Below are 21,992 nucleotides of genomic sequence, written 5' to 3' on the forward strand. Positions count from 1 at the left end.
CAATGATCGCATTTCGTGTCTCGGTCAATGGAACGAAGATCTGCACCGCGGGCGTCGGCCCGGCCGGCGTTCTGACGATCACCGTCACGCGGGTCGCCGGCTCTCCGGACGCGCTGCTCAGGGACGGCGACGTGTGGATCGGCGGGTTGGCCTCCGACCGCCAAGAGTTTTTGGTGTGGCCTTCCCGCGCGCTCAGGGTCGGGGACGAGATCGGGATCGAGGTCCTCGAGGCCGACACGGTCGACCCCCCCTTGAAACGCACGCCGCGCGGCGAGTCGTATCGCGACACGCTGCTCCGCCAGGTCCGTACCGCGCTGGGCGCGTTCGCCGGGCCGATGCTCCGCGATCCACGAGGGCAACTCGCGACCATCTCCCGGAGCGCCCGGGTCCTTCTCTCGAGGACCGCGACAGCGATGGCGCGCCGCGCTCTTCGTCCGCCTGGCGCGCGCGCAGAACGTGCCGTCCTCGTCGAGCTGAACTCGCGGCGAGTCTGTGTCGCGGGGGTGCCGCGCCGTGGTCATGTGATGGCCTTGATCACCTGGGCCGGACCTACGGGAAGCCGCGTCCCCAGCTTTTTCTGGTTCTCGGTCGGTGGGCAGGACGCCCGCACGGACGAACGTCTGGACTGGGGCCGTCCGGCCCTGGCCGTCGGCGACCAGATATCCATCCGATTTGCCCGTTCAAGAGAGCACGACGCGCCCACGCGGCGACGTGACCGCCCGCTGGCGCGGTAGGCCAACGCTTTCGTCGCGCTCGGCCAATGTGAGGGCGCGCTCGCGTCTTTATAAACGCCTCATGAACGACGGAGCTCCCGTCCGAAGGAGGCAGGTCATGACACGTGAGTTGCATCGACGAGCGTTCGTGCGTGGGATCATCGCGGCGGCGTCGGCGGCGTGGCTCGGGCTCTCGCTCGGCTGCGGCGCCGACACCCCGGTGGACGCCGGCGACGCGAGCCCGGAAGCCCAGCGGATCGCCCGCAAGAGCGCGTCGGCGATGACCAGCGAAGAGATCGACAGGTTCAAGCGAGCCTACGAGTACGCCGTCGCGAACGGCTTCTTCGACGTCTTCAACGACGAGCACTACGACCACCACCGGCATCGCCACCACGGCGCCGACCTCCAGGCCACCTCGCCGATGACCGTCATGGTCATGGATGAGGCGTCGGGATACCGGCTCCTGCCGTGGCACCGCGCCTTCCTCCTCGAGGCGGAGCAGATGCTCCGCGCTGCCCTCCGCCAGCGAGACCAGGAAGAGGGCGTCGACCCGCGCGAAGCCGATCTCCTGTTCATTCCGTACTGGGACGCGGCGCATGATCAGGACCTGCCGCACTGGGTCCACGGCTTCGAGCCCAAGGGCGGGACGGCCGTCGTGCCCCCCGGCCTGCCCGAGGGGCACGCCGGGTACGGCAAGGAGGTGGGCGAGCGCTACGACATCGTCTTCCGGCGCTGGCCGGGCAAGAACCTGGTCTTCGATACGCTGCAGGCGCCCGAACACGTCGGGCGCATCCTTGCGGAGGGCACGTTCGCCGACTTCTACGATGCGCTCGACGTCACCCCCGAGCTCCGCATCGAGAACTATCCAAAGGCGCTGTCGGCGCTGGAGGTGCTGGAGGTGAAGCTGCCGGACAGCGCAGCCGTTCAGACGCTCGTCGACGCTTTCGGCGGACCCCCGAGCAGCTCGCAGCAGGGCGCGGAGACGACCAACGCCCTCTTCGAGATCGGCTGGATCGGCGCCGTCGAGGCGCAGAAGGCGGCGCCCGACACCGAGCTCGTCGGCGCGGTCAAGGATGTCTATGGCCTCTTCAACTTCATGCCCCACGTCCGGATGCACCTGTGGGCGGGCGGGCTCGATCCGGCGAACGCGGACGTGCGCGGCACCGTGACGTATTTCAATGAGCTGACGGTTGATCCCGTGTTCTGGATGCTCCACGGCGAGCTCGATCGGTACTGGTACACATGGGAGAAGACGCACGCGGACACGCCGCCGCTCCAGGGCGACGACCGGAGCTTCAACCCGCTCACCGCGAGCGAGGGCGCCTGGTACGGCGGCGGAAAGACGTACACACTCGACGATCTCACCGCGCACGACGCGCTGCCGTACGTTTACGATGTGCTGTTCGAAGAATGACGCGCCGCCGCGCGGGGGAGCTCTCGCGCTGGGCGCCCCGCGCCGCGGCGGTAGGCGGCCGGCGTCACGCCGGTCCAGCGCTTGAAGGCGCGGTGGAACGTGCTCACCTCGGAGAACCCTAGCAGGAACGCGATCTCCGAGATCGCGTCGCGCGACTCGCTCAGGTAGCGCACGGCGAGATCGGCGCGCAGCCCGTCGAGCACCGAAGAGAGCGACGTGCCCTCCTCCTTGAGCCGCCGCTGGAGGCTGCGCGGGCTCATGCGCAGTCGGGCCGCGATCGCCGGCAGCGCCGGCTCGCCGTGGGCGAGCTCGGCCGCGATCGCGGCGCGCGCGCGCTCGAGGAAGCTCGCCTCGGCCGGCAGCGCGGCGGCGAGCGAGGCGAGGTGCTGGTCGAGCACCTCGCAGAGCAGGGGCTCGGCGTGCGCCTGGGGCCTCGCGAGGAAAGCGCGATCGATCACCAGCTCGTCGTGGGCCTCCCCGAAGCGCAGGCCGGCGCCGAAGAGGCGGCGGTGCTCGTCGACGCGCGCGGGCGCGGCGTGGCGAAACCGCGCCGCGCGCGGGGTGAACGCCGGGTCCGCGCCCCGCCTCGCGAGGACGACGAGGTTGCCAAGGAAGAACTCGACGGCGTGGCGCGAGGGCGCGGGGCTGCTCCGGGGCGGCTCGTGGCGGAGCAGGGCGACGTCGCCGTCGATCTGGATCTCGAGCGAGGGGCCGATGGCCACGACGCGGAGGTAGCGAGCCGCGCGCGCGTAGGCTTCCCCGACGGTGGCGCTGCTCCGCACCGCGAACCCGAGCGCTCCGAGGCTGCCCACCGGCAGCCTCTGCGCGAGGCGCAGGCCGAAGCTGTCGTCGCGGGCGAGCCGGGCGGCTTCGCTCCAGAGCCGGGCCTCGATCGCCCGCGGAAAGCGCATGTCCGGATCGGCGAGGTCCCCCGGATCGACCCCGGCGGCGGCGAGCAGCTCCGCGGGCGCCACGCCGTCGGCCGCCGCGCCGGCGACGACGGCCTGGAAGACCTTCACGGAGATGTCGCTCATGGCTCTCCGCGGAGCTGGACGGCATCGTTTTGCGCTCTCGATCGATATTTCGACACGGCAGCCTCCACGCCCGATCGCGAGCTGCTCAGAACGGGGATTCCGAGGTGCCGGACCAGCTCGGCCGCGGGGGCCATCGACGCCTGAGCCAGGAGCACGAGATCGCCCGGGAGCGCCGTAGACTCGATCGTCCTGGCGATCTCGCCGGCATAACCAGGAGAGTCACCCCTCTCGAAGAGCCGCCATGCTCGCCCGCACAGGACTTCGACGACATCGATCGAGCGATCCGCGTCGGAGGCTATCTGACGCAGCAACGCCCCGGTGGGCTGAAAGGTGCTCTGGAGCGCGGCCACGACGAGGATCCGGCGACCGCTCGCGACGGCTTGCTCCGCCATCGGGCGATCGATCCGCATCACGGTACAGTCCGAGACGGGGACCGCCTCCGCGACGCCGCCGAGGGTCGAGCAGGTGCACACGATGACCCTCGCGCCCTCGTTCGCGAGCGCCTGAACGACCGTGGCGGTGGCCGAGCGGATGCCGTCCGTGATCCCACCGGCCGCCAGCGCATCCGCAAGGAGGCTCTCCTGCACCTCATGCCGGACCGGAATCGCGTCGTCTGCGTCCCGAACGAGACGGCTGAACGTCTCGACGTGGACGCGGGAAGTATGAAGAAATGCGAGCATGTTTCTCGGTATCCGGAAGGTTCAGGGCTCGCCCGCGCGAGGGACCCATGTTCGTGGATGAACAGCCAGTACATCCCGCTGTTGAAATATCATGCCGTCCGGCGTTGGCGGCCCCCTATCCATTGGCATCCACGAGCTCGCTCCAGAACCGGATCCTGCGCATGTCTCCGCTCGCGGTGTCGACGGGAGACGGTCGGCGAAATTCGCGGCGCAGGTACGTCGCGAGATCGCGGCCGTAGCAAATGATGTCGGTCTGGTAGACCGAGAAGACGGGGTTTCCGGCGAGCGCCGGCTCAGCCGGAATGTAGCGGTGGCCCGCGACGGGAATCAGGCGGGGCGCCTCTGCGACCGCGGCCCGAGCGATCTGCAACGCTTCTGGTAGCTCCGGAGGACGAGCGCCCCATGCGTCCAACCAGAACACGTTGTGCTCGATGTCGAACGCGATGCCTTCGAAGGGCCAGTCGAGCCGCCGGCGAATCTCCGTCGAGTGTGGCTCCCGCCAGTCGGGAAAGCGCCCGCCAGCCGGGAGCCCCTCCGAGAGAAAGGAGCGCAGATCAGGCGGAAACCTTGCGCCGATGACGGACTCGGCCCGGTCGATCTCGGATTCCGTCAGACCGGGGGCAATCGTGATACCCGCGTCGATCAAGATCTGGAGCTCCACTCGCCAGTCCATCCGCCTCTCCCGTCCGCTCGATGAGCCAGTTCGTCGATGGCGCGTCATGGGTCGATGAGCAGCCGCCTGGCGATCCTCTCGTCAACGGCGTAGGGCCTCTCGCGCGGCAGCAACTTCGCAGCGCTGTCCGCGTGGCCGGCCTGAATCTGCTGGTACATCTTCCGGACCAGGGGAGTTCGGTCCTCGATGGCGACGACCCAGCTCTCTGCGTACTCGCGAATGAGATCGCGGCCGACGCCGACCTGGATGCTGTAGCAAGGCAGCGGGCCGCCTCGCAGGTTGCGCTCGGTGTCCCATTGAATGTGGACCTTGGCTTCGGCAAACGCCTTGCTCCACTCGTCCGGCGAGCGAAACACCGTCGCTTCCGGCGAGGTGAGGACGGCGAGGGAGAGCGCCTGCTCCCAGCCCGTCCGCCGGATGCGGACGGCGAGGATCCGCTCCTGCCCGGCCTTGCGCCCCCAGTTGCTGCGGTGCATGAGCCAGAGAAACGACGGCTTGATCCAGGTCATGCGGCCGAACGAGAACGGGGCGACGAAGCGCTGGGAAGCGAGCGCAGGCTCGGCGATGGCCGGCGCATAGGCCTGGTACATGACGATGGTCTCCGCGTCATAGTCCGCTCGGATCTCGTGAAGCTTCGGCATGCAATCCACTCTTTGCGATCGGTAGGATCTGACGGGAGGCTACCCTACGGGGCCGTAGAGCGCCACGGTCGTTCGCGCGTGCAAGACCGGAGGGCGAGCCTGTTCTTCACTGTTCAGCGGCGCTTTCACCGCCAATCGTTCCAAGCGCCGCTCGGTCACCGGAGCGTTCACGGACTCGATCTGAGTGCTCTGACGAGAAAGCTCGGCTCCTCTCCGCTTCCCTTTTCACGAAGGAACTTGACGGCTTTCCCGAGGGGGTTCGCTGTGGCCATCTCTCCGTGAAAGGAGCACCTGTACTTGAACGGCAGCGTTCCTGGACCGGCGAGGTCATGGAACCATGCACCTCCGTTCGACGTGACGATCGCGGCACCAGCGAGCGCACCAAGCTCCAAGATGGCGGTCCAGAATGACTCGATATCCGTCTCCTCGGGAAACCCCGATTCGGCCATTCTCATTTCCAGCAGCTCAAGGGTTCGGAGAGGTTCGGCCTCGCCCGATTCTGCCACGAGCTCGAGGGCGAGTTCGAACATCGCATCGTCGGCGAGTCGGGTCACTGCGCTCTCGTCGAGCTCCGCTGGTGGTACACTCTGGGCGAGAATCGCAGGGTCATCGCCGACCCAGAGCCGAGCTCCGCACGCCGCGATGGTGTTGCGGAGAAATGCGGGCGGCTCGTGCAGGCAGTTGTAGAATAGCTCGAGATCACCATATGCTCGACGCGGGTTGAGGCATCGGATCAGTCCAATGATGGTTGACAGGGCTGGTCGTGCCGCTATTTCGACTGCGGAGCGGTGGTCAGTCTGGATCGCGCGTTCCCGACCGTCCTTCGGTTTGAGTTTCACATCGATGCAATCCAAGGAAATGTACATGGTCTGGGCTCCTGCCAAGGTAACGATTTTCTGGACATCTCCCGGGCGATCCGATCGTGTGAGGCGGTTGCTCAGTTCCCTGTCGCCGTCGCGACTTGCTCCGCATCTCTTCAAGACGGCGCTCAGGCGAAGGGCTTGATGAGCACCGCCTGCGAGTAGATGGCCACGAGGCCCGCGCGCTCCAGGTTGCGCTGCGAGGTGCTGCCCGCCTCGGCCACCGAGTAGGCGAGGTCGCACCCCGCGTCGCGGGCGTACGAGAGGCGGGCGTCGATGAGGGCGCGCTGCACGCCTCGGCCGCGGTGGGCCGCGAGTGTGCCTCCGGCAAACAAGAGGGCGACTCGCTCGTGCACGTAGACCGCGCCGACGCCGGCAACGGGGCCGTCGCCGGCGGCTGACGATGCCAGGAAGTACGCCGCACCGGGCACGTGGAAGCCCGCCTCGAAGATGTCGGCCCGATCGGACGGAGGCTCATCCGGTGTGGCGAAGGCGGAGAGCGAGGCCGCGACCCACGCCGAGGCCTCCTCACGCGCGGCGCGTCGCACGATCACGACGCCGTGCGCGGCCGGCTCAGGCGCGTGGACCTCGACGGCGGGGGCGATCTGGCGCACGAGCACGGTGTCGAGCGAGTCCAGGCGGAAGCCGCGCTCCCCGAGCTGCGCGAGCAGCGAAGGGTGGGCAAAGGGCGAGACCAGGATGCGCGCCGCGGTGCCGCGCGAGGCGTAGAAGTCCTCGAGCGCCTCGACGTCGCGCGCCTCGACCGGGCCGCTCAACCCGAGGCCGACCGCGCGCGAGAGCCGGGCGTGCGGGGCGACGAACGCGGCGCGACCGCCGGCGATAACGGCGACGGCGGCGCGCCGCGCCGGGACCCGTGCGGCGACCTCGCGCGCGAGCGCCTCGATTTTCGCGGCCTCGGTGGCCTCGAGCCGGGTGGACAGGGCCCGATCGACGAAGACGGGTCGCGGTGTCATGCGGGAAGGATAGCGCCGGAGACGGCGGCGCGGACGCTCACTGCGGCCCGACGGTTCGGCGGCATCGTGCTGCCTCGCCCGCACAGGACCTCGACGACATCGTGCGAGCGCTCCGCGTCAGCGGTGTACGGTCAGCGTTCTGGATGCGTGCGCTGTGCCCAGTTGACCGCGTATGCCTGGGCATCCTCCACGTCCAAAGGCACAGCAGTCCACGCGCCGACGGCATCGCCAACCTCGTACTCTAGCTGGTCTTCAGCGTTCTCGCGGCATTCGTGCCATGTGTCGCCAGCGAAGACGCCATCCCGTGTGAAGCGGTAGAGGAGCGCTGGTCCATCGTCGAGGACCTCCATCAAGACGACTTCAGCCAATGGCATGAGGTGGCCTGCGCCTCCGAGCGTGCCCATGGTGTGGCGAGTGCCAGGCTCACCCCGCAGGGGACCAACGTGCGCTACAAGGCGAAGCTTGGACATGGGGCGAACCTCTCGGAGCGGCCGAACATCCTAGAACACCCACGACGCTCCAGCTTCCCACGTTCTGGATTCCTCCGTGGCGGTTCGGTCGTGTGAGGCGGTACTCGGGTTGTTGTAGCAGGTTAGCTCGAGTGTCGCCGGGTAGAGGCGGGTGTCAAGCCCGCTGGTCCGCCGACATCCTCCTGAAAGCGCAGGAAATGGACCTCGCCCAGCACATCGCCGGCGACGATCGTGGAGCCGTCGGAGGAAGCGGCGCAGGCATAGAACGGGGCGTCGCCGGTGAACGTCGCGACGAGGGCGAGCCGACGGAGGTCCCAGACGCGGACGGTGCGATCCCTGGAAGCAGAGACCAGGAGCCGGCCGTCGTCGGTGGGCGCGAGGGCCTGTACGAGGCCCGTGTGCGCCCTGAGCACGCCGATCTCGGCCCCGCTCTCGAGATCGAAGACGTGGATGTCCGGGGTCATCCCGCTCGCCAGCACACGACGCCCGTCGCGCGTCACCGCCACCGTCCAGGCCTTGCCCGTGGATGGGGTCAAGCTCGACAGCTGCAGGCCCTTCGCGATGTCCCAGACTTCGATGGTGTGCCAGGACGCGACAACGAGACGCCGTCCATCGGGCGTCACGACCATGGTGCCCGCTTGACCCCAGGTCGGGCCCAGCGCGCGCAGCTGCTCGCCCTCGCCCGAGTCGAGCACCCGGATGTGATCTTCGTGCGCATGCTGGACGATCAGCTTCGATCCATCGGGGGTGATGGCCAGCCGAGCCACCACGAACTCGGAGCCCTCGGCGTGCCAGAGGCGCTCGCCAGACGCGATGTCCCACGCGGTGAGCGACGGGCCCTCGATGGCGGAGAACATCCGCTTGCCGTCGCGATCGATGACCAGGAGCGCCGAGTCGAACTCCGACATGTTCCACGTCGGAAGGGCGGGCTCATGCCTCATGGCGCGCTCTTCGCGGCAGCTCTGGAGATCCCAGCGCTTGATCGTGTAGTCGATGGACGCGGAGATCGCCCGCTGGCCACCAGGGAGCACGGCGATCGCGGAGACAGCGCGCGTGTGGCCTCGGCGAGCGCCTCTCAAGAGGTCCTCGACCGGATGACCGTCACGGCTCAGATCCCAGATCTTGAGCGTACCGTCGCCGGAGGCAGAGACGACGCGCTGTCCGTCGGGCGAAATGGCGACGCCGTTGATCTCATCCGCGTGGCCGTCGAGCGCCCGCACCTCCGAGCCGTCGGCGAGCCGGATGATGCGGAAGAGCCAATCGCCTCCGTCTTCCCCAAAGTCGAAGCCTGCGGAGATGACATGGCGTTCGTCCGGCATCACGGCGAGATCGTTGATTCTCCGACCATCGCTCGGAAAGTCGCAGGCGATCTCGCCGGTCGCGAGCTCCCACACCTTGAGCCCGTCTCCCCCGCCGGAGATCGCCCGCGCTCCGCCGGGCGTGATGGCCACCGCGGTCACCCAGCTCGTGTGACCCCAGAGGGCGCGAACCGCCGTGCCGCGCGCGAGATCCCAGAGGATCAACGACCTGTCCTCCGAGGCGGACACGGCCCGCTGCCCATCGGGCGTGATCGCCACCGCGCGGGTCACGTTGGGGAACCAGGCGTCCTCCTCCGCTTTTACGTGGCCTTCGAGCGCGTGCTCTTCCACCCCGTCGCGCAGGCGGACGACCTTCAGGATCTCGTCCTCCTGGGCGATGAGCGCGCGCTCTCCATCGGGGGTCACGGCCACGGCCTCGACCGGGCAGAGCCCCGGGAATGCCCAGCGCTCGGCGCCGGACTGGAGGTCCCAGAGCGTCAACGTGCCATCGGTCGAGCCCGAGAGGACGCCGAGCCCGTCCGGCGTGACGGCCACCGCTTTCACTGCATCGCCGTGGCCGGTCAGGGTCATGATCTCGGCGCCGCTCGCGAGGTCCCAGACCTTGACGGTGTGGTCGCTCGATCCGGAGACGATCCTGCGGCCGTCCGGCGTGAGCGCGACCGAGTGAACCGCTCCCGAGTGGCCGGTCAGGGTGCGGAGCAGCGGTCCGCCGGGAGGGGTGAGGTTGCGCGTCATGGGCAACAGCTGGGGAGATTTCGCCGCCTGCGTGGCCTGCTCCAGCAGCGCCTCGACCTCGGGCAGGGGGCACCCGAGCAAGCGACCGCGGAGCTGGGCCGCGAGCGCCCCCGGATCGCCGGCCAGCACGTGCGCGGAGAGCCGGATCGCGTCCATGACGAGCCTGGTCGCAGCGGTGGCGAAGAGACTCGAATCCTCGGTGAGCGCGTGCGGCCCCTCGACCTCGAGCCTTGCGTGGAGTTCGCTGAACGGGATCAAGGGTTTCCTCCTGCGCTGTCCGCGCCGTCGACAACCGCCGGCACGGACTCCCGCATCACCTCGATGAAGCGACGCAGCCGGGCCGGATAGAAGCGGGCATGAGGATAGACCAGGTGGACCGGCAGCGGATCCGCCTGCCACGACGGCGCGAGGTGCAGCAGCCGCCGCTGCGCGAGGTCGTCGGTCAACAGCCAGGACGAGGCCACGCAGACGCCCAGCCCCATCAGCGCGGCGCTGCGCAGGGCATACAGGCTGTCGGTGCTCATGCGCGGGCGGATCGCGAGCTCGACCCGTTCACCGCCCGACGCGCGGGTCAGCGTGATCGTGTCGCGGTAGTAGGTGCGCAACGCCAGCCAGGGCATGTCGGCCAGGTCCGATGGATGAGCCGGCCGCGCGGCCCGACCCAGCACCGAGGGCGCGGCGGCCACGATGCGCGGCACCTCGGTCAGGCGGATCGCCACCACGGCCGGATCGGCCACCGCGCCGACCAGGATCGCGCAGTCGATGCCGTCGGCGATGAAGTTCGGCTGCCCGTCGTGCAGCAGCCACTCGACCGAGACGCGCGGGTAGCGGCGCAGGTAGTCGGCCAGCGGCTTGACCAGCTGGTGCTGGCCGAACGCGTGCGGCACGACCACGCGAAGCGTCCCGTCGGGCTGGTCGCGGTCGCCTCGCATGTCCGACGCGAACGCCTCCAGGCTGGTCAGCAGCGCCTTGGCGCGCTCGAAGCACCGTTCGCCGTCCTCGGTCAGCTTCATCGTGTGCGTGGAGCGCTGCAGCAACGGCAGGCCCAGCGAGCGCTCCAGCGCCTGCAAGCGCCGGCTCACGGTGGGCTGCGTCGTCCCCAGCAGCGTGGCCGCGGCCGACAGGCTGCCGGCCTCGACGATCCTCACGAACGTCTGCAGCAAGCCGATGTCGTCCAGCGACGAGGGCGAGGGAGGTGCCGGCCTGGTCATACGTCAACCGTATAACCATCGTGCGCTCCATGCCACTACAGCGCTGGGGCGACGCTTCCCATACTCGATGTACCATGCACGCCATTCAGTTGACGCATACACCCCCCGCCACCCAGCCGCCGCCCGCCGCGTCCGCGCCGCCCCTGCCCGCCGCCCTGGTGCTGCTGCTGGCCACCGGCGCGGGCCTGGCCGTGGCCTCGATCTACTACAGCCAGCCCATGCTCGGCGTGCTGGGGTCCGAGATCGGCGCCTCCGACCGCGCGCTCGGCCTCGTGCCCACGCTCACCCAGCTGGGCTATGCGCTGGGCATCCTGCTGCTTGCGCCGCTCGGCGACCGCTACGACCGGCGGCGCATCATCCTGGCCAAGGCTGCCCTTCTGGCGGCCGCGCTGCTGCTCGGCGGCGCCGCGCACGCGATCGGCACGCTGCTGGTCGCCAGCCTGGTCACCGGCCTGGCCGCGACCCTGGCGCAGGACATCGTGCCCGCCGCCGCGACGCTGGCCCCGGAGGCGCATCGGGGCAAGGTGGTCGGCACCGTGATGACCGGCCTCTTGCTGGGCATCCTGCTGTCCCGCGTGATCAGCGGCTTCGTGGCGGAGAATTTCGGCTGGCGCGCGGTGTTCGTCGCCGCCGCGGCCAGCATCGCCCTGCTCGGCGCGGCGATGTGGCGCAGCCTGCCGCGCTTCGAGCCGACCACGCAGCTGAGCTACGCCGCGCTGCTCGGGTCCCTGGCCGCGCTGTGGAAGCGCCACGGCGCCCTGCGCCGCGCGACGCTGGCCCAGGGGCTGCTGTCGGTGGGGTTCAGCGCGTTCTGGTCCACGCTCGCCGTGATGCTGCACGGCGCGCCGTTCCACCTCGGCAGCGCGGTGGCGGGCGCCTTCGGCCTGGCCGGGGCGGCCGGCGCGGTGGCGGCGCCCCTGGCCGGCCGCATCGCCGACCGCAGCGGGCCCGAACGGGTGACGCGCATGGGCGCCGCCCTCTCGTTCGTGGCCTTCGCCGCCATGGCGCTGTCGCCCATGCTGTCGGCGCATGGACGGCTGTGGCTGCTCGGCGCCAGCGCCGTCGCCTTCGACCTCGGCATCCAGGCCGCGCTGGTGGCGCATCAGACCATCGTTTATGGCATCGAGCCCGGCGCGCGCAGCCGTGTCAACGCCGTGCTCGTCGTCGGCATGTTCGTCGGGATGGCCGCCGGCGCCGCGCTGGGCAGCGTGCTCTTCGCCCGGTGGGGCTGGCTGGCGGTGACGGCCCTCGCCTCGTCGGCGGCGGCCAGCGCGCTCATGGTCCGACTCTGGCCTGCGGCGCGCCCGTCTCCCAGCGCGTGACGGCTCACGACAGCACACGTCCCCTGTCCTTCAGCCCTGCTTTTGCCAGCGTGATCCGCGCGACGTCTCCTTCTGTACCTCGACGATGCCGAGCGCCACGTGGTGATCGCTCAGCGCGCCGCCGACGAACGCGTGGTAGTGGCTGTGGCTCGCGAGCTCAGGGTGGGCCGCGAGCATCCGCTCGTCCTCTGAAATGTCATTGGTAGAGAACTGCTGGCCGGCGCTTGCCACGACCTGCATTAAAACGCTCCGCTGAATCGACTTTCGGCTCATCGCTGCCTCCAGATCTTGATCGTCGCGATCGCGCCGGTGCGCGCCTTCACTGCGCCGGCGCCCCGCTCTCTCCGTCGTCGAAGAACTCCATCCCTTCGTAGGGCTTCTCGCGGCAGGACGTAAGGCGGGTCCGGAGGTCGCCGACGTGGATCTCGAGCTTGTGGCCGTCCGGGTCCTCGAAGTAGAGCGATGCCCCTTCGGAGCGGTTCTCTTTCCAGATCCGGGCCCCGCTCAGGCGAACGGCCTCGCCCAGGGAGGCGAAGGCCTCTGCATCGACCGAGAAGGCGAGGTGCGAGTCGTCGGCCTGCCGAGCGGCGCGCGCGTCGAGCTCCAGACAGAGCCAGAGCGTTCCCAGCTCGAGGTACGCGCCCCTGGCCCACTGCGCTCGCCGCGTTCCGCCGAGCACCTGGACGTAGAACTGCACGGCGCGGTCGAGATCTCGAACCGCGAGGGTCACGTGGTTGATGCCGCCGATCGCCATGGCTCCGGCAGCATAGGCGACAACGGGCCCGTGAGGGAGTGTTCGATCTCCAGGCTCCCGGTTGACGGACCGGTGCCGGGAGGGCGAGCGCGGAGCCCCGTCGCGGCCTCGCCCCTTCACGGCGCGTCACGCCGCCGGCAGACGCCCGGACGCAATGAATTTCATGCTCCTTTACATTACTTCACGCGATAGTTTTCGAAATTAAACCACGAATCGCTCCTGGCACATGGATCCATATCGCCGAGGGTGGGTGGTACGCCAAGCGCACGAGGATCCGTGCTGAAGTCCGGAAGAACCCTACTGGCGCACGGGTCGAAGAGCGACTATGCAATGCGCCGTCATCGGCCGTCCGGCGATGGGACAAATGATTTTGCACTGCTGAGCTTGACAGGGCTCCTTTGTTTGCCAATAGCGTTCGTCGCACCGAGACCGACCGCCCGCCGCGCCGCCACGAGCGCGCGGCGTGCGTCGTCCGGTGTGAGCCCCGGCATCACGGCTGAATCACGGCATCGCGCATGCGCATCGGGTCATCCCCGGCGCTTGCCAGGTCATGAATCCGGACGCTAGATCGGTTCGAGTGTCAGCAGCTCGTCGTGACGCACGGGGTGGTTCGTCGCCCTGCCGAACGAGGCGCGACGATCGGACGCTTCATCACCAACTTGGGTAAGAACCATGCACAACTTCAGCTTCCAGAGCAGATGGAACACGTGGGCGGCGGCAGCAGCGCTGGCGCTGCTGCCGGCATGCGGCGACGGCTCGACAGAGCCGATCGGCACATCGCAGGCCGCGCTTCAGGGCGCGAACGGGATCAGCGCGGATCGCGTGATCGATTCGCAGTGGGGTCAGGGGTACTGCGCGCACATCGTGGTGAGCAACCAGCACCCGAGCGCCACGACGGGGACGTGGAGCGTCGCGCTCGACGTCGGCCCGGGCGCCATCTTCTCGTCCTGGGATGGCACGTTCAGCGGGAGCACGGGTCAGATTACGGTCACGCCCCAAGGCAGCAATGCGGCGATCCCCCCGTCGGGCAGCCGCCAGTTCGGGTTCTGCGCCAGCATCCCGAGCCCGGGGATCGAGCCGGTCGTGCTGTCGGTGAGCAGCGACCTGCCGCCGATGGGCAGCGGCGTGGCGATCGCGGAGTACAAGTTCCCGGCCGCGATCGACGCGATGGTCAGCCCTGACTACGCGACCGAGCTCTGGGCGTCCTTCTACCGCCCGACGAGCCTCGAGGCCGGCAAGCAGTATCCGCTGCTCGTGTTCATGCACGGGAATCACCCCACGTGCGGCACGGGCGTGAATCCTCGCACAGACAACAACAACCAGTATGCCGCGACGGGGACGTGCCCGGCGAACTACGTCGTCGTCCCCAACCATCGCGGCTACGACTACATGGCCGCGGACCTCGCCGCGCGCGGCTATTTCGTCGTGTCCATCAACACGAACCGGGGTATCCATGCCGCGTCGGGCTCGCCCAGCGACGAGTTCGTCATCGGGCCGCGCGGACGCCTGCTGCTCCGCCACCTGGAGCGGCTGAGCCGCTGGGACAGCGGCGCCGAGCCGACGCCCCCGGAGCTCGGCGTGGATCTGCTCGATCGCATCGATTTCGACCAGGTGGGCTTGCTGGGGCACTCGCGCGGCGGCGAGGCCGTGCGGTTCGCCTACAACGAGTACCGCCGGAGCGGCAGCCCCTGGCCTGCGCTGATAGAGAGCCCCGTGAGCATCCGCGGGATCTTCGAGATCGGCCCGACCGATCAGGGCCAGAACGGCCAGCGCCTGAACGCTGACCAGACGGCCTGGAACGTGATCCTTCCGGCCTGCGACTGGGACCTGAGCGATCTGCCCGGGATGCGCCCGTTCGATCGCATGATGAGCATCTCCGAGCCGGAGCCCCTCTCCAAGTCCTTCTATCATGTGTGGGGCGCCAATCACAATTACTACAACAGCGAGTGGCAGCTCGCGGACGGGAACAGCGGCGGGATCACGGGTTGCATCGACCATGAGGAGCTCTTCGATCCGCTGGAGCACGGCTCGCCGGCGCAGCGCGAGACGGGTCGCCTGGCGGCCGTTCAGTTCTTCACCGCCAACGTGGGCGCGGAGCGCGACGAGGCCGCGAACGCCCTGTTCGACCCCGCCTTCCCCTTTCCGGACGTCCCGTACCGCGTCCGCCGCGGCTATCACCCGGGCGGCGGCTCCGCCGACAGCCTGATGCTCGAGGATTTCATCAATCCGACAGGCACGAGCTCCTACGGACTGCCGAACACGACCGGCGGCACCCTCTCGGTGGAGCACACGCCCTTGAGCGGGCACGACCCTTCGCTCTCGGGCGCCTGGATCCACGACGTGGCCGCGGGCAGCGCGACGTTCTTCCAGTCGAACTGGTCCGCCGCAGGCACGGGCTTCGATCTCACGGGGTACGACACCCTCGATCTTCGCGCCGACCGCAGCTGGAGCTCCGACCCGACCGAGGCGTCGTTCCTCGTGGAGCTCGTGAACGCCGACGATACCCGGTCGAGCGCCGTCGCCATCGATGAGTTCCTGGATCTCGGTCCGCCGCCGCGCGGCGGCACCACGCTGCCGACCGCGCGCATTCCGCTGTCCGCGTTCAGCGGCGCCACGCTCGCGTCGGTGCGCGGGGTTCGTCTGACCTTCACCACCACGCTCGACGGAAGCAGCCTGTACCTGGCGAACATCCGCGCGACCCGTGCCACCACCGAGGCCCTGGCGGCGTCGGGGCAGCTCGCCTCCGTTGCGTCGAGCGCAGCGTCGCCCAGCGCCCGTGCGCGCGCCGCAGGGACGTCCCTCCCCGAGCAGCGGCGGATCACGGCGGGCAACGCAATCCAGAGCGTGAGGCGCAGCGGATCCGACGCTGTCGAGCTCACGCTCACCAGCGCCGAGTTCTTCGACCTCCGCGCCACCAACCTGGTGCTCACCGTCGGCGCCGAGCGAAGCACCGCGGCTCGCCATCCGAACGGCGATCTCCACACCGTTCAATTCATGCTCCCGCGCGCCGCCTTCGACCGCCTCGCCGCGCAGGAGCCGGTGATGGTCGACTACGGTCCAGGCTCCTCCGTGGCCTGGGACTTCGGTCACCTCGACAAGACGGCGCTCGCTCCCTGAGCCGAAGGCGGCGCGCCCTGGCCTGCACTCGGCGCGTTCATCCCCTGGTTCATCGACATCAACGACCTGGATTGACCTCCTCGATGAAGTAGGCGGTCTCTGCGGAGTCGTCGTCTACCTCGAGGAGGCTCCCCGCGTCGGCCATCGATGGTCCGACGTTCGTCTCCAGCCACTTCTTCACGTCGCCAGCGCCGGCGTCTTCGAACAGCAGGTCGGACGCTTCTGACGGCCTGAAGCCGCTGTCCGGTAGGTAGATGACCATGCTCGCTCGGACCACCGTCGACAATAGCCGAAGGGACTCTCGCAGACCCTGCCGCACGTCACGCTCGTGAAGAAATGACGACCATCGCGCCAGATGCGTGAACTCGATCAATCTCCTGTGGACAAAGGCATGGAACCCGTCCGGGCCATCCATCGACACGTAGCCCTCGTTGAATAGCTCCTCGGCGGCGTTCGAGTTGAGCTCGCTCAGCTTCCATCCCCAGGAGGCTCGTCCAGCCCGGACCCACTCCTGCACCCATGGACGGAGCGCGGGTGGTAGTGCCCAAGCAGCGTTGAGCGCGCGTGGCAGTTCATACAGCTCATCCGAGGATAGGCCATGGTCGACGATGGCGGTGAAGTCTACGCCCATGTTGTGACTCCATTGCTCGGCAATACAGCGTGCTCGCTCCAGCCGACGCTCTGCGGTGTCGCTGCGGCTCGACGCGCGGCCGGCAGCACGGCTTGCTTGCGCGGCCGCGTTCGTCAAGAGTCGCGGCGAGATCTGCCGCCAGGGTCATGCGGCTGTCAGCCTCCGTTCGAGTAATCGGGGAGCTCGATCTTGTCGGCCGCGGAGGAGCCGAACCATCCCTCACGGCGCTGCAACAGGGGAGTGGAAGCGAGCCAGAGCACCCGGTGAAGGAGCGAGACCCCGAGCCTCGACTTCGGGTGCGCGATCCAGGGGACGCCTGGCGGGAGCTTCTGGGCCAGATCGACATAGGGGCGCATGAGCTTTTCATAGGCCGCGAAGGCGTCTCGATGGCCGGCGTGCCGCGACAGCTCTCCCGCGAGCACGTAAGCGCCGACGAGAGAGAGGCTCGCGCCCATCCCGCTGACAGGCGACGGGCAGTACGCGGCGTCACCCACCAGCGCGGCGCGACCGTGGGACCAGCGTGGCGCCATGACCTGGCTGACCGCGTCGAAATAGACGTCCTCGGCGTCTGCCAGCGCCGCGAGCACCCGCGGCGATTCCCAGCCGGCGTCGGCATAGACGCGCGCGAGGACCGCCTTCTGCTCGGCGACGCTCAACCTTTCATAGCCGCGCGGGGGCGACAGGAACCAGAGCGACGCCCGGGTGGTCCCCGTGTTGTCTGGACGCAGGAGTATCGATCGCCCGCCGGGGGCGTGGTACCAGCGAGCCCAGGCGCCGTCGGACGCTCCGCGGGGAATCGTGAAGTAGCTGGCATACAGGTCGAGCGGGCGAATCCTGGGCTCATCGCCGACGATGAGCGTACGGGTTCGCGAGCGGATGCCATCGGCGGCGACCACGAGGTCGAACTCGCGCGCCGTGCCATGCTCGAACGAAACCGTCACCCGGTCGCCGTGGTCCCGGAGGCCCGTGATCTGGTCGCCAAAGACGTACTCCGTCGTGTTTCGGGTGCGGTCGTAGAGGATCCTGGCGAGGTCACCGCGGAGGATCTCGAGCTCCTTCGTGAACCCACCGGTGTCCGAGGTCTCCGCGGGGAACTCGGCCCTGGTCACGTCGTGTTCGTCGACGAAGCGGAGCCCCAGCTCCCCTGTCGTGGCGGCTCGGATGTCGCCTTCGATCCCCATGAGGCGCACGACCTTCCGCGCCGCGCCCTGGACGTCGATGTTCTGCCCGCCGAGCCGGAGTGCGGTGGCGCGTTCCACGACGACGGGTCGGAATCCGTAGCGCGCAAGCCAGAAGGCGAGCGCGGGACCGGCGATGCTCGCACCCGAGATCAGGACCTTCCGATGTTCCACCGGTGGAGTGTCACCGGGTCGGGGCAGGTGTCAACCCCGTCCGGTTCGACGGAGCCTCACGGCGGCTGGAGCATCGCCGGGCTGCGGCGTCGGGGTCCGCTCGGCGGGGCTCGAGCCCTCGGGTCTCCTCGGGGCGTCGTGCGGGCGCCGGCCTGGCGGTGCGTTCGGCCGCCGCTTCGTCTATCCTGGTCGCCATGATCAAGCGCAGCGGGAGCAGCCGAGTCGCGCCGGCGGACGACGTGTTCGCCGCGAGGAAGCGCAAGCCGGTACCGCACGAGTTCGTGCTCGACGCACTCGCCCCGCTCGGGCCCGAGACGCGGCCGATGTTCGGCTGCCTGGCGGTCTATGTAGAGGACAAGATCGTCCTCATCCTGCGCGACAAGCCCGCGCCCGCGCAGGACAACGGCGTCTGGCTCGCCACGACGGAGGAGCACCACGCGGCCCTGCGCCCTGAGTTCCCGAACATGAGGAGCATCGAGGTGCTCGGGAGCGGGGTGACGGGCTGGCAGGTGCTCCCGGCGGAGGCGCCCGATTTCGAGGAAGCCGCGCTGCGGGCCTGCGCGCTCATCGAGGCAGGCGATCCGCGGATCGGGAAGGTGCCGGGAGAGCGGCGGAAGCGGCGCGAGGCGCCGGCGAAGAGGGCGGCAACGAAGAAGGCGCCGGTGAAGAAGGCGCCGGTGAAGAAGGCGGAAAAGGCGGCTGCTAAGAGGGGCGGGAAGGCGACCGCAAAGAGGGGAGCTTGAGCGTCCGCGGCCCGAGTTCCTTCGCCAGGTAGCTGTCGATGATCATCGCGAGCCGCGAGCGGCCGTGCCCATGGCGATGGCTGGGCGATCACCCTCATTCGATCATCTTCTGCGCCGCGAGAAGGCTCTTCGTGAGGCCGCCGCCGCACAGCACGAGCTCCCGGATCGCGTCGTCGAGGTGCCGATCGTGCACCACGATCTCCTGCCCCTCTTCGGCGGCGAAGACCGCCGCCTTGCGAAGCAGCTCGCGGATGAAGGCGCCGCTCGCCCCCTCGGTGCGCGCAATCCACCGGGGCAGATCGACCCCCTTGAGCGTCAGCCCGCGTCCGTAGAGCTCGAACATCCGGCGGCGGCCTTCGCCATCCGGAAGCGGCACCTCGATGGCGAGATCGACGCGGCCGGGTCGGGATGCAAGCGCGGGCTCCAGGATATCCGGACGGTTCGTGGTCAGGAGGAACAGGACGTCAGCGTCTTCCCCGAGGCCATCCATCTCGTTCAGGAGCTCGAAGAGCACCCCATTGCACGACTGGTCCGGCCGCGTGCGATCTTCCGCGACGAGATCCACGTCCTCGAGCACCACGGTGGCGGGCTGGAGGAAGCGCGCCATGGCGCACGATTGCCGGATGAGGCCCTGGGAACGGCCCGTCAGCAAGATGACCGTCCGCCCCTCCATGCGGCTCGCGAGATACATGGCTGTGAGCGTCTTCCCGGTTCCCGGAGGCCCGTGCAGCAGAACGCCGCGCTTCAGGTGCCGGCCCGCGGAGAGGAGGGAGCGCGCGTGCTCTGAAATGCGAATCGTACAGCGCTCGATGCGCTGGAGCAGGTCTCCCGGCAGGATGAGGTCCCCCTCTCCGACCTGTCGCAATGGACGGAAGCTCACCCCGATGGCGCTGCGGTCCACCTGGTCGAGCGACACCACCTTGCCGCGGTAGACGTTGCGTTCGAGCATCGTCCGGCGGAGCCTTGCGAGGAAGCGCTCTCCCGCCTCGCGCTCCGGCGCCATGACGCTCACCGTGAGGCCGCCGTCCCATGGTCTCTCGCTGCCGCTGACCAGCACGGCGAGGCGTTCGGGGGCGTGTACGAGGAGAAGGCCGCATTGCATGCATGAGACCTTCTGGCCTGCATCGAGATCGACGGTCTTGTATTCGACGGGGCCGATGGTGGGACCGCCCTCGAACAGGCCCGCCTCCGTCGCCGTGGCGAGCTGCCCGAGCCGAATGCGGTTGTAGGAATCGCGTCCAGTGAGCCCGAGGAGCGCGTGCGATCGTCCCCCCTCTCCCAGCATCGCGTCGAGCGCGATCTGGACGTTCGGCCGGTCGTACTCCGCAAAGCTCGCCTCCACGATGGGAAGCGCTGCGGGATCCTGCGCGAAGTGATCGCGAAGCTTCTTTCTTATGACGGACTCGTCCTTGCTGACTCGCTCGTGGGCGAGCTCGATGAGCTTCCGGAGGACGTTCATGCCGAATGACATGACCGCACTCTACGTCATGCCGTCGGGCGTTGAAAGGCCGAGGCGGAAATGGGGCGAGGCGCCGGTGAAGAGGGCGGCGGCTGGGAAGGCGCCGGCCGAGGAAGGCGGAAGGCGCCGGCGACGAGGGCCGGGAACGCGACGGCGAAGATGGGTTTCCGCGTCGCGATGACGCTCCTGATCAGCGCTGCTCGCGCGGCGCGGTGACCCTCGCCCACACCGCGAGGATCATCGCCTGTTCCATGGTGCTCGGCGGGGGATAACCCCTCGGCGGCTCGGCCGGCAGGGGCACGGGCGCCTTTGCCCTGCGCCATGCCGCGTCGTGGCGCGCCGAGGCCCCGGCCGCGGGGCCGCGGCGCGCGACCTCGTAATCGACCGCGGCCACCGCCTCTTCGAGGGTGGAGAAGCGCTCGACCTGCCTTCCGTCCAGCAGGACGTGCCACCGCTTCCCGCGAGCGCCGCGGGCGAGGACGACGACCTCGCTGAGCGTGCCAGGCCTCCTCTCGTAATGGAGCGCGAGCCCGAAGCGGCCGAGAGAGGCCCACGCATTGCGCGAGATGGCCATCACCTCGGGGTCGACGCGGAGGCTCAGCGGATCGAAGTGCGCGGCGCGCTCCTGGATCTCGCGCAGCGTGATGCGGCCCGCCTCGACCTCGAACCCGGGGTAATCGAAGGTCACCTGCCGAAAGAAGCGGCTCGCCTCCGAAGCGTCCCTGCCCTCGAGATCGAGGTCGCGGGGCATGCCGAAGAGCGAGGGCAGCGTGCACAGCTGGAGCGAGGAGAGGTCGACGAAATCGAGGATGAGGCAATCCTTCTTGCCTGGATGCAGGCGCGTGCCGCGCCCGACGCACTGGGCATAGAGCCCGTCCGAGCGGGTGGGGCGGGCCATGGCGATGCAAGAGACGCCGGGGTCGTCGAAGCCCTCGGTGAGGACAGCGACGTTGGTGAGGACCTGCACGCGCTCTTCCCGGAAATCGGCGAGGATCCGGCCGCGGAGGTCGGAGGGCATGTCGCCGTGGACATAGGCGGATCGGACGCCGAGGTGGTTGAGCGCCTTCGAGAGGTTCCTGGCGTGCGCGACCGTGACGCAGAAGGCGATGGTGCGGCGGTCGCGGGCGAGCTCTTGAATGGAGCGGGCGACGAGCGCGTTGCGCTCCTCCAGGTCGACGGCCTCCTCGAGCTCGTCCGTGGCGAAGTCGAGTCCGCCGGCGTCGAGGCGGGAGAGGTCGGTGGCGGTGGCGACGCGGTAGCCGGTGAGGGGGGCGAGGTAGCCGTCCGCGATCATCTCGGTGAGGGAGCGGCTGTAGACGATCGCCTCGAAGACATCGTCGAGGCCTTTGCCGTCGCCGCGGGCCGTCGTGGCGGTGAACCCGAGGAGGGTGCCTGTCCACGCGGGGTCGAAGGCGCCGAGCTGGCGGAGGACACGGCGGTTGTCGTCGGCGGGCGCGTGGTGGCATTCGTCGTAGATCACGAGGCCGATGTCGCGGCCGCCGGTGACCTGTTCGAGCCGCTTCTCGTGGAGGGAGCGTATGGAACAGACGATGACGCGCGCGTCCGCCGGGGCGCGGAGCTCGCCCTGCTCGACGGCGACCGTGGCCTGTCCGGCGAGGGCGCGCTCGATCTTGTCCTTGGCCTGGAAGAGGAGCTCTTCGCGGTGGGCGAGCACGAGGACCTGCCGCCTGGCGAGGCGGGCGAGATGGGAGAAGATGACCGTCTTGCCAGCGCCGGTGGGGAGGCACACGACCATGCGCCGGACGCCGCGCCTGCGGGCCGCGAGGACGGCCTCGACGGCGGCGCGCTGGTAAGGGCGGAGGGCGGGGGCGCCGGGGCCCATCGGTGCTGAGGCGGTCGCGGGGGTGGTCATGAGCTCTCGCGTGGGCG

The 21,992-nt window shown here is 69.1% G+C and carries 20 protein-coding genes; 5 read left to right on the forward strand and 15 right to left on the reverse strand.

The genetic code is table 11. The features are described from left to right. The first annotated feature begins 2 nt into the window (after positions 1-2). Positions 3-734, forward strand: coding sequence for a hypothetical protein (locus WME95_RS48885; RefSeq protein ID WP_437906025.1), 732 nt, complete (start codon positions 3-5; stop codon positions 732-734). 97 nt (positions 735-831) lie between these two features. Beyond that, positions 832-2,127, forward strand: coding sequence for a tyrosinase family protein (locus WME95_RS48890; protein WP_437906026.1), 1,296 nt, complete (start codon positions 832-834; stop codon positions 2,125-2,127). Here WME95_RS48890 and WME95_RS48895 read toward each other — a convergent pair. From WME95_RS48895 to WME95_RS48935, 9 genes are all read right to left on the reverse strand, one after another. Then, the gene (locus WME95_RS48895; protein ID WP_437906027.1) at positions 2,103-3,161 is read right to left on the reverse strand and encodes an AraC family transcriptional regulator; all 1,059 of its coding nucleotides are present in this window, start codon (positions 3,159-3,161) and stop codon (positions 2,103-2,105) included. The two genes, WME95_RS48890 and WME95_RS48895, sit on opposite strands and share 25 nt — an antisense overlap. After that, complete coding sequence (locus WME95_RS48900; RefSeq protein ID WP_437906028.1) at positions 3,158-3,841, reverse strand: aspartate/glutamate racemase family protein; 684 nt, start codon at positions 3,839-3,841, stop codon at positions 3,158-3,160. The genes WME95_RS48895 and WME95_RS48900 overlap by 4 nt, the downstream gene beginning before the upstream one ends. Before the next feature lie 115 nt (positions 3,842-3,956). Continuing rightward, entirely contained in the window at positions 3,957-4,502 is a 546-nt protein-coding gene (locus WME95_RS48905) for an SMI1/KNR4 family protein (RefSeq protein WP_437906029.1), read from the reverse strand. A 56-nt stretch (positions 4,503-4,558) separates the two neighbouring features. Continuing rightward, positions 4,559-5,155 carry a DUF4291 domain-containing protein gene (locus WME95_RS48910; RefSeq protein WP_437906030.1) on the reverse strand — a complete coding sequence of 199 codons (597 nt, stop codon included), beginning with the start codon at positions 5,153-5,155 and terminating at the stop codon, positions 4,559-4,561. 167 nt (positions 5,156-5,322) lie between these two features. Next, complete coding sequence (locus tag WME95_RS48915; protein ID WP_437906031.1) at positions 5,323-6,021, reverse strand: hypothetical protein; 699 nt, start codon at positions 6,019-6,021, stop codon at positions 5,323-5,325. 122 nt (positions 6,022-6,143) lie between these two features. Then, complete coding sequence (locus WME95_RS48920; protein ID WP_437906032.1) at positions 6,144-6,989, reverse strand: GNAT family N-acetyltransferase; 846 nt, start codon at positions 6,987-6,989, stop codon at positions 6,144-6,146. Between the two features lie 131 nt (positions 6,990-7,120). After that, positions 7,121-7,459 carry a hypothetical protein gene (locus WME95_RS48925; RefSeq protein ID WP_437906033.1) on the reverse strand — a complete coding sequence of 113 codons (339 nt, stop codon included), beginning with the start codon at positions 7,457-7,459 and terminating at the stop codon, positions 7,121-7,123. Positions 7,460-7,581: 122 nt separating this feature from the next. Beyond that, the gene (locus tag WME95_RS48930; RefSeq protein ID WP_437906034.1) at positions 7,582-9,771 is read right to left on the reverse strand and encodes a WD40 repeat domain-containing protein; all 2,190 of its coding nucleotides are present in this window, start codon (positions 9,769-9,771) and stop codon (positions 7,582-7,584) included. Next, positions 9,768-10,724 (reverse strand): LysR family transcriptional regulator, encoded by a 957-nt coding sequence (locus WME95_RS48935; protein ID WP_437906035.1) that lies wholly within the window; start codon positions 10,722-10,724, stop codon positions 9,768-9,770. The genes WME95_RS48930 and WME95_RS48935 overlap by 4 nt, the downstream gene beginning before the upstream one ends. A 74-nt stretch (positions 10,725-10,798) precedes the next feature. Here WME95_RS48935 and WME95_RS48940 point away from each other — a divergent pair, with 74 nt between their 5' ends. Then, positions 10,799-12,046, forward strand: coding sequence for an MFS transporter (locus WME95_RS48940; protein ID WP_437906036.1), 1,248 nt, complete (start codon positions 10,799-10,801; stop codon positions 12,044-12,046). A gap of 30 nt (positions 12,047-12,076) precedes the next feature. Here WME95_RS48940 and WME95_RS48945 read toward each other — a convergent pair whose 3' ends face one another. Both WME95_RS48945 and WME95_RS48950 read right to left on the reverse strand, forming a co-directional pair. Beyond that, entirely contained in the window at positions 12,077-12,319 is a 243-nt protein-coding gene (locus WME95_RS48945) for a hypothetical protein (protein WP_437906037.1), read from the reverse strand. A gap of 46 nt (positions 12,320-12,365) precedes the next feature. Next, on the reverse strand, positions 12,366-12,800 hold the full coding sequence (locus WME95_RS48950) for a fosfomycin resistance glutathione transferase (RefSeq protein WP_437906038.1): 435 nt from the start codon (positions 12,798-12,800) through the stop codon (positions 12,366-12,368). A gap of 672 nt (positions 12,801-13,472) precedes the next feature. Here WME95_RS48950 and WME95_RS48955 point away from each other — a divergent pair. Beyond that, positions 13,473-15,917, forward strand: a complete 2,445-nt coding sequence (locus WME95_RS48955; RefSeq protein WP_437906039.1) for a cellulose binding domain-containing protein — start codon at positions 13,473-13,475, stop codon at positions 15,915-15,917. A 58-nt stretch (positions 15,918-15,975) separates the two neighbouring features. Here WME95_RS48955 and WME95_RS48960 read toward each other — a convergent pair whose 3' ends face one another. Both WME95_RS48960 and WME95_RS48965 read right to left on the reverse strand, forming a co-directional pair. Then, a complete protein-coding gene (locus tag WME95_RS48960) occupies positions 15,976-16,548 on the reverse strand; it encodes a hypothetical protein (protein ID WP_437906040.1) in 573 nt (190 codons plus the stop codon). Between the two features lie 155 nt (positions 16,549-16,703). Beyond that, positions 16,704-17,900: an FAD-dependent monooxygenase gene (locus tag WME95_RS48965; RefSeq protein ID WP_437906041.1), complete on the reverse strand. Its 1,197-nt coding sequence runs from the start codon at positions 17,898-17,900 to the stop codon at positions 16,704-16,706. A 194-nt stretch (positions 17,901-18,094) separates the two neighbouring features. Here WME95_RS48965 and WME95_RS48970 point away from each other — a divergent pair, with 194 nt between their 5' ends. Beyond that, positions 18,095-18,643: a hypothetical protein gene (locus WME95_RS48970; RefSeq protein WP_437906042.1), complete on the forward strand. Its 549-nt coding sequence runs from the start codon at positions 18,095-18,097 to the stop codon at positions 18,641-18,643. A gap of 94 nt (positions 18,644-18,737) precedes the next feature. Here the strand turns inward: WME95_RS48970 and WME95_RS48975 are convergent, their stop codons facing one another. Both WME95_RS48975 and WME95_RS48980 read right to left on the reverse strand, forming a co-directional pair. Next, complete coding sequence (locus WME95_RS48975) at positions 18,738-20,114, reverse strand: AAA family ATPase (RefSeq protein WP_437906043.1); 1,377 nt, start codon at positions 20,112-20,114, stop codon at positions 18,738-18,740. 178 nt (positions 20,115-20,292) lie between these two features. Beyond that, positions 20,293-21,975, reverse strand: a complete 1,683-nt coding sequence (locus tag WME95_RS48980) for a DEAD/DEAH box helicase (RefSeq protein ID WP_437906044.1) — start codon at positions 21,973-21,975, stop codon at positions 20,293-20,295. Between the last annotated feature and the right edge of the window lie 17 nt (positions 21,976-21,992).

Source organism: Sorangium sp. So ce327 (assembly GCF_051530205.1).
Classification (GTDB): domain Bacteria; phylum Myxococcota_A; class Polyangia; order Polyangiales; family Polyangiaceae; genus Sorangium; species Sorangium cellulosum_B.

Bases quoted from the DNA above. Each gene is read 5' to 3' on its own strand.
- WME95_RS48885 (WP_437906025.1), top strand. From the start codon at position 3: ATGATCGCATTTCGTGTCTCGGTCAATGGAACGAAGATCTGCACCGCG.
- WME95_RS48890 (WP_437906026.1), top strand. From the start codon at position 832: ATGACACGTGAGTTGCATCGACGAGCGTTCGTGCGTGGGATCATCGCG.
- WME95_RS48895 (WP_437906027.1), bottom strand. From the start codon at position 3,161: ATGAGCGACATCTCCGTGAAGGTCTTCCAGGCCGTCGTCGCCGGCGCG.
- WME95_RS48900 (WP_437906028.1), bottom strand. From the start codon at position 3,841: ATGCTCGCATTTCTTCATACTTCCCGCGTCCACGTCGAGACGTTCAGC.
- WME95_RS48910 (WP_437906030.1), bottom strand. From the start codon at position 5,155: ATGCCGAAGCTTCACGAGATCCGAGCGGACTATGACGCGGAGACCATC.
- WME95_RS48915 (WP_437906031.1), bottom strand. From the start codon at position 6,021: ATGTACATTTCCTTGGATTGCATCGATGTGAAACTCAAACCGAAGGAC.
- WME95_RS48920 (WP_437906032.1), bottom strand. From the start codon at position 6,989: ATGACACCGCGACCCGTCTTCGTCGATCGGGCCCTGTCCACCCGGCTC.
- WME95_RS48925 (WP_437906033.1), bottom strand. From the start codon at position 7,459: ATGTCCAAGCTTCGCCTTGTAGCGCACGTTGGTCCCCTGCGGGGTGAG.
- WME95_RS48935 (WP_437906035.1), bottom strand. From the start codon at position 10,724: ATGACCAGGCCGGCACCTCCCTCGCCCTCGTCGCTGGACGACATCGGC.
- WME95_RS48940 (WP_437906036.1), top strand. From the start codon at position 10,799: ATGCACGCCATTCAGTTGACGCATACACCCCCCGCCACCCAGCCGCCG.
- WME95_RS48945 (WP_437906037.1), bottom strand. From the start codon at position 12,319: ATGAGCCGAAAGTCGATTCAGCGGAGCGTTTTAATGCAGGTCGTGGCA.
- WME95_RS48950 (WP_437906038.1), bottom strand. From the start codon at position 12,800: ATGGCGATCGGCGGCATCAACCACGTGACCCTCGCGGTTCGAGATCTC.
- WME95_RS48955 (WP_437906039.1), top strand. From the start codon at position 13,473: ATGCACAACTTCAGCTTCCAGAGCAGATGGAACACGTGGGCGGCGGCA.
- WME95_RS48960 (WP_437906040.1), bottom strand. From the start codon at position 16,548: ATGGGCGTAGACTTCACCGCCATCGTCGACCATGGCCTATCCTCGGAT.
- WME95_RS48970 (WP_437906042.1), top strand. From the start codon at position 18,095: ATGATCAAGCGCAGCGGGAGCAGCCGAGTCGCGCCGGCGGACGACGTG.
- WME95_RS48975 (WP_437906043.1), bottom strand. From the start codon at position 20,114: ATGTCATTCGGCATGAACGTCCTCCGGAAGCTCATCGAGCTCGCCCAC.
- WME95_RS48980 (WP_437906044.1), bottom strand. From the start codon at position 21,975: ATGACCACCCCCGCGACCGCCTCAGCACCGATGGGCCCCGGCGCCCCC.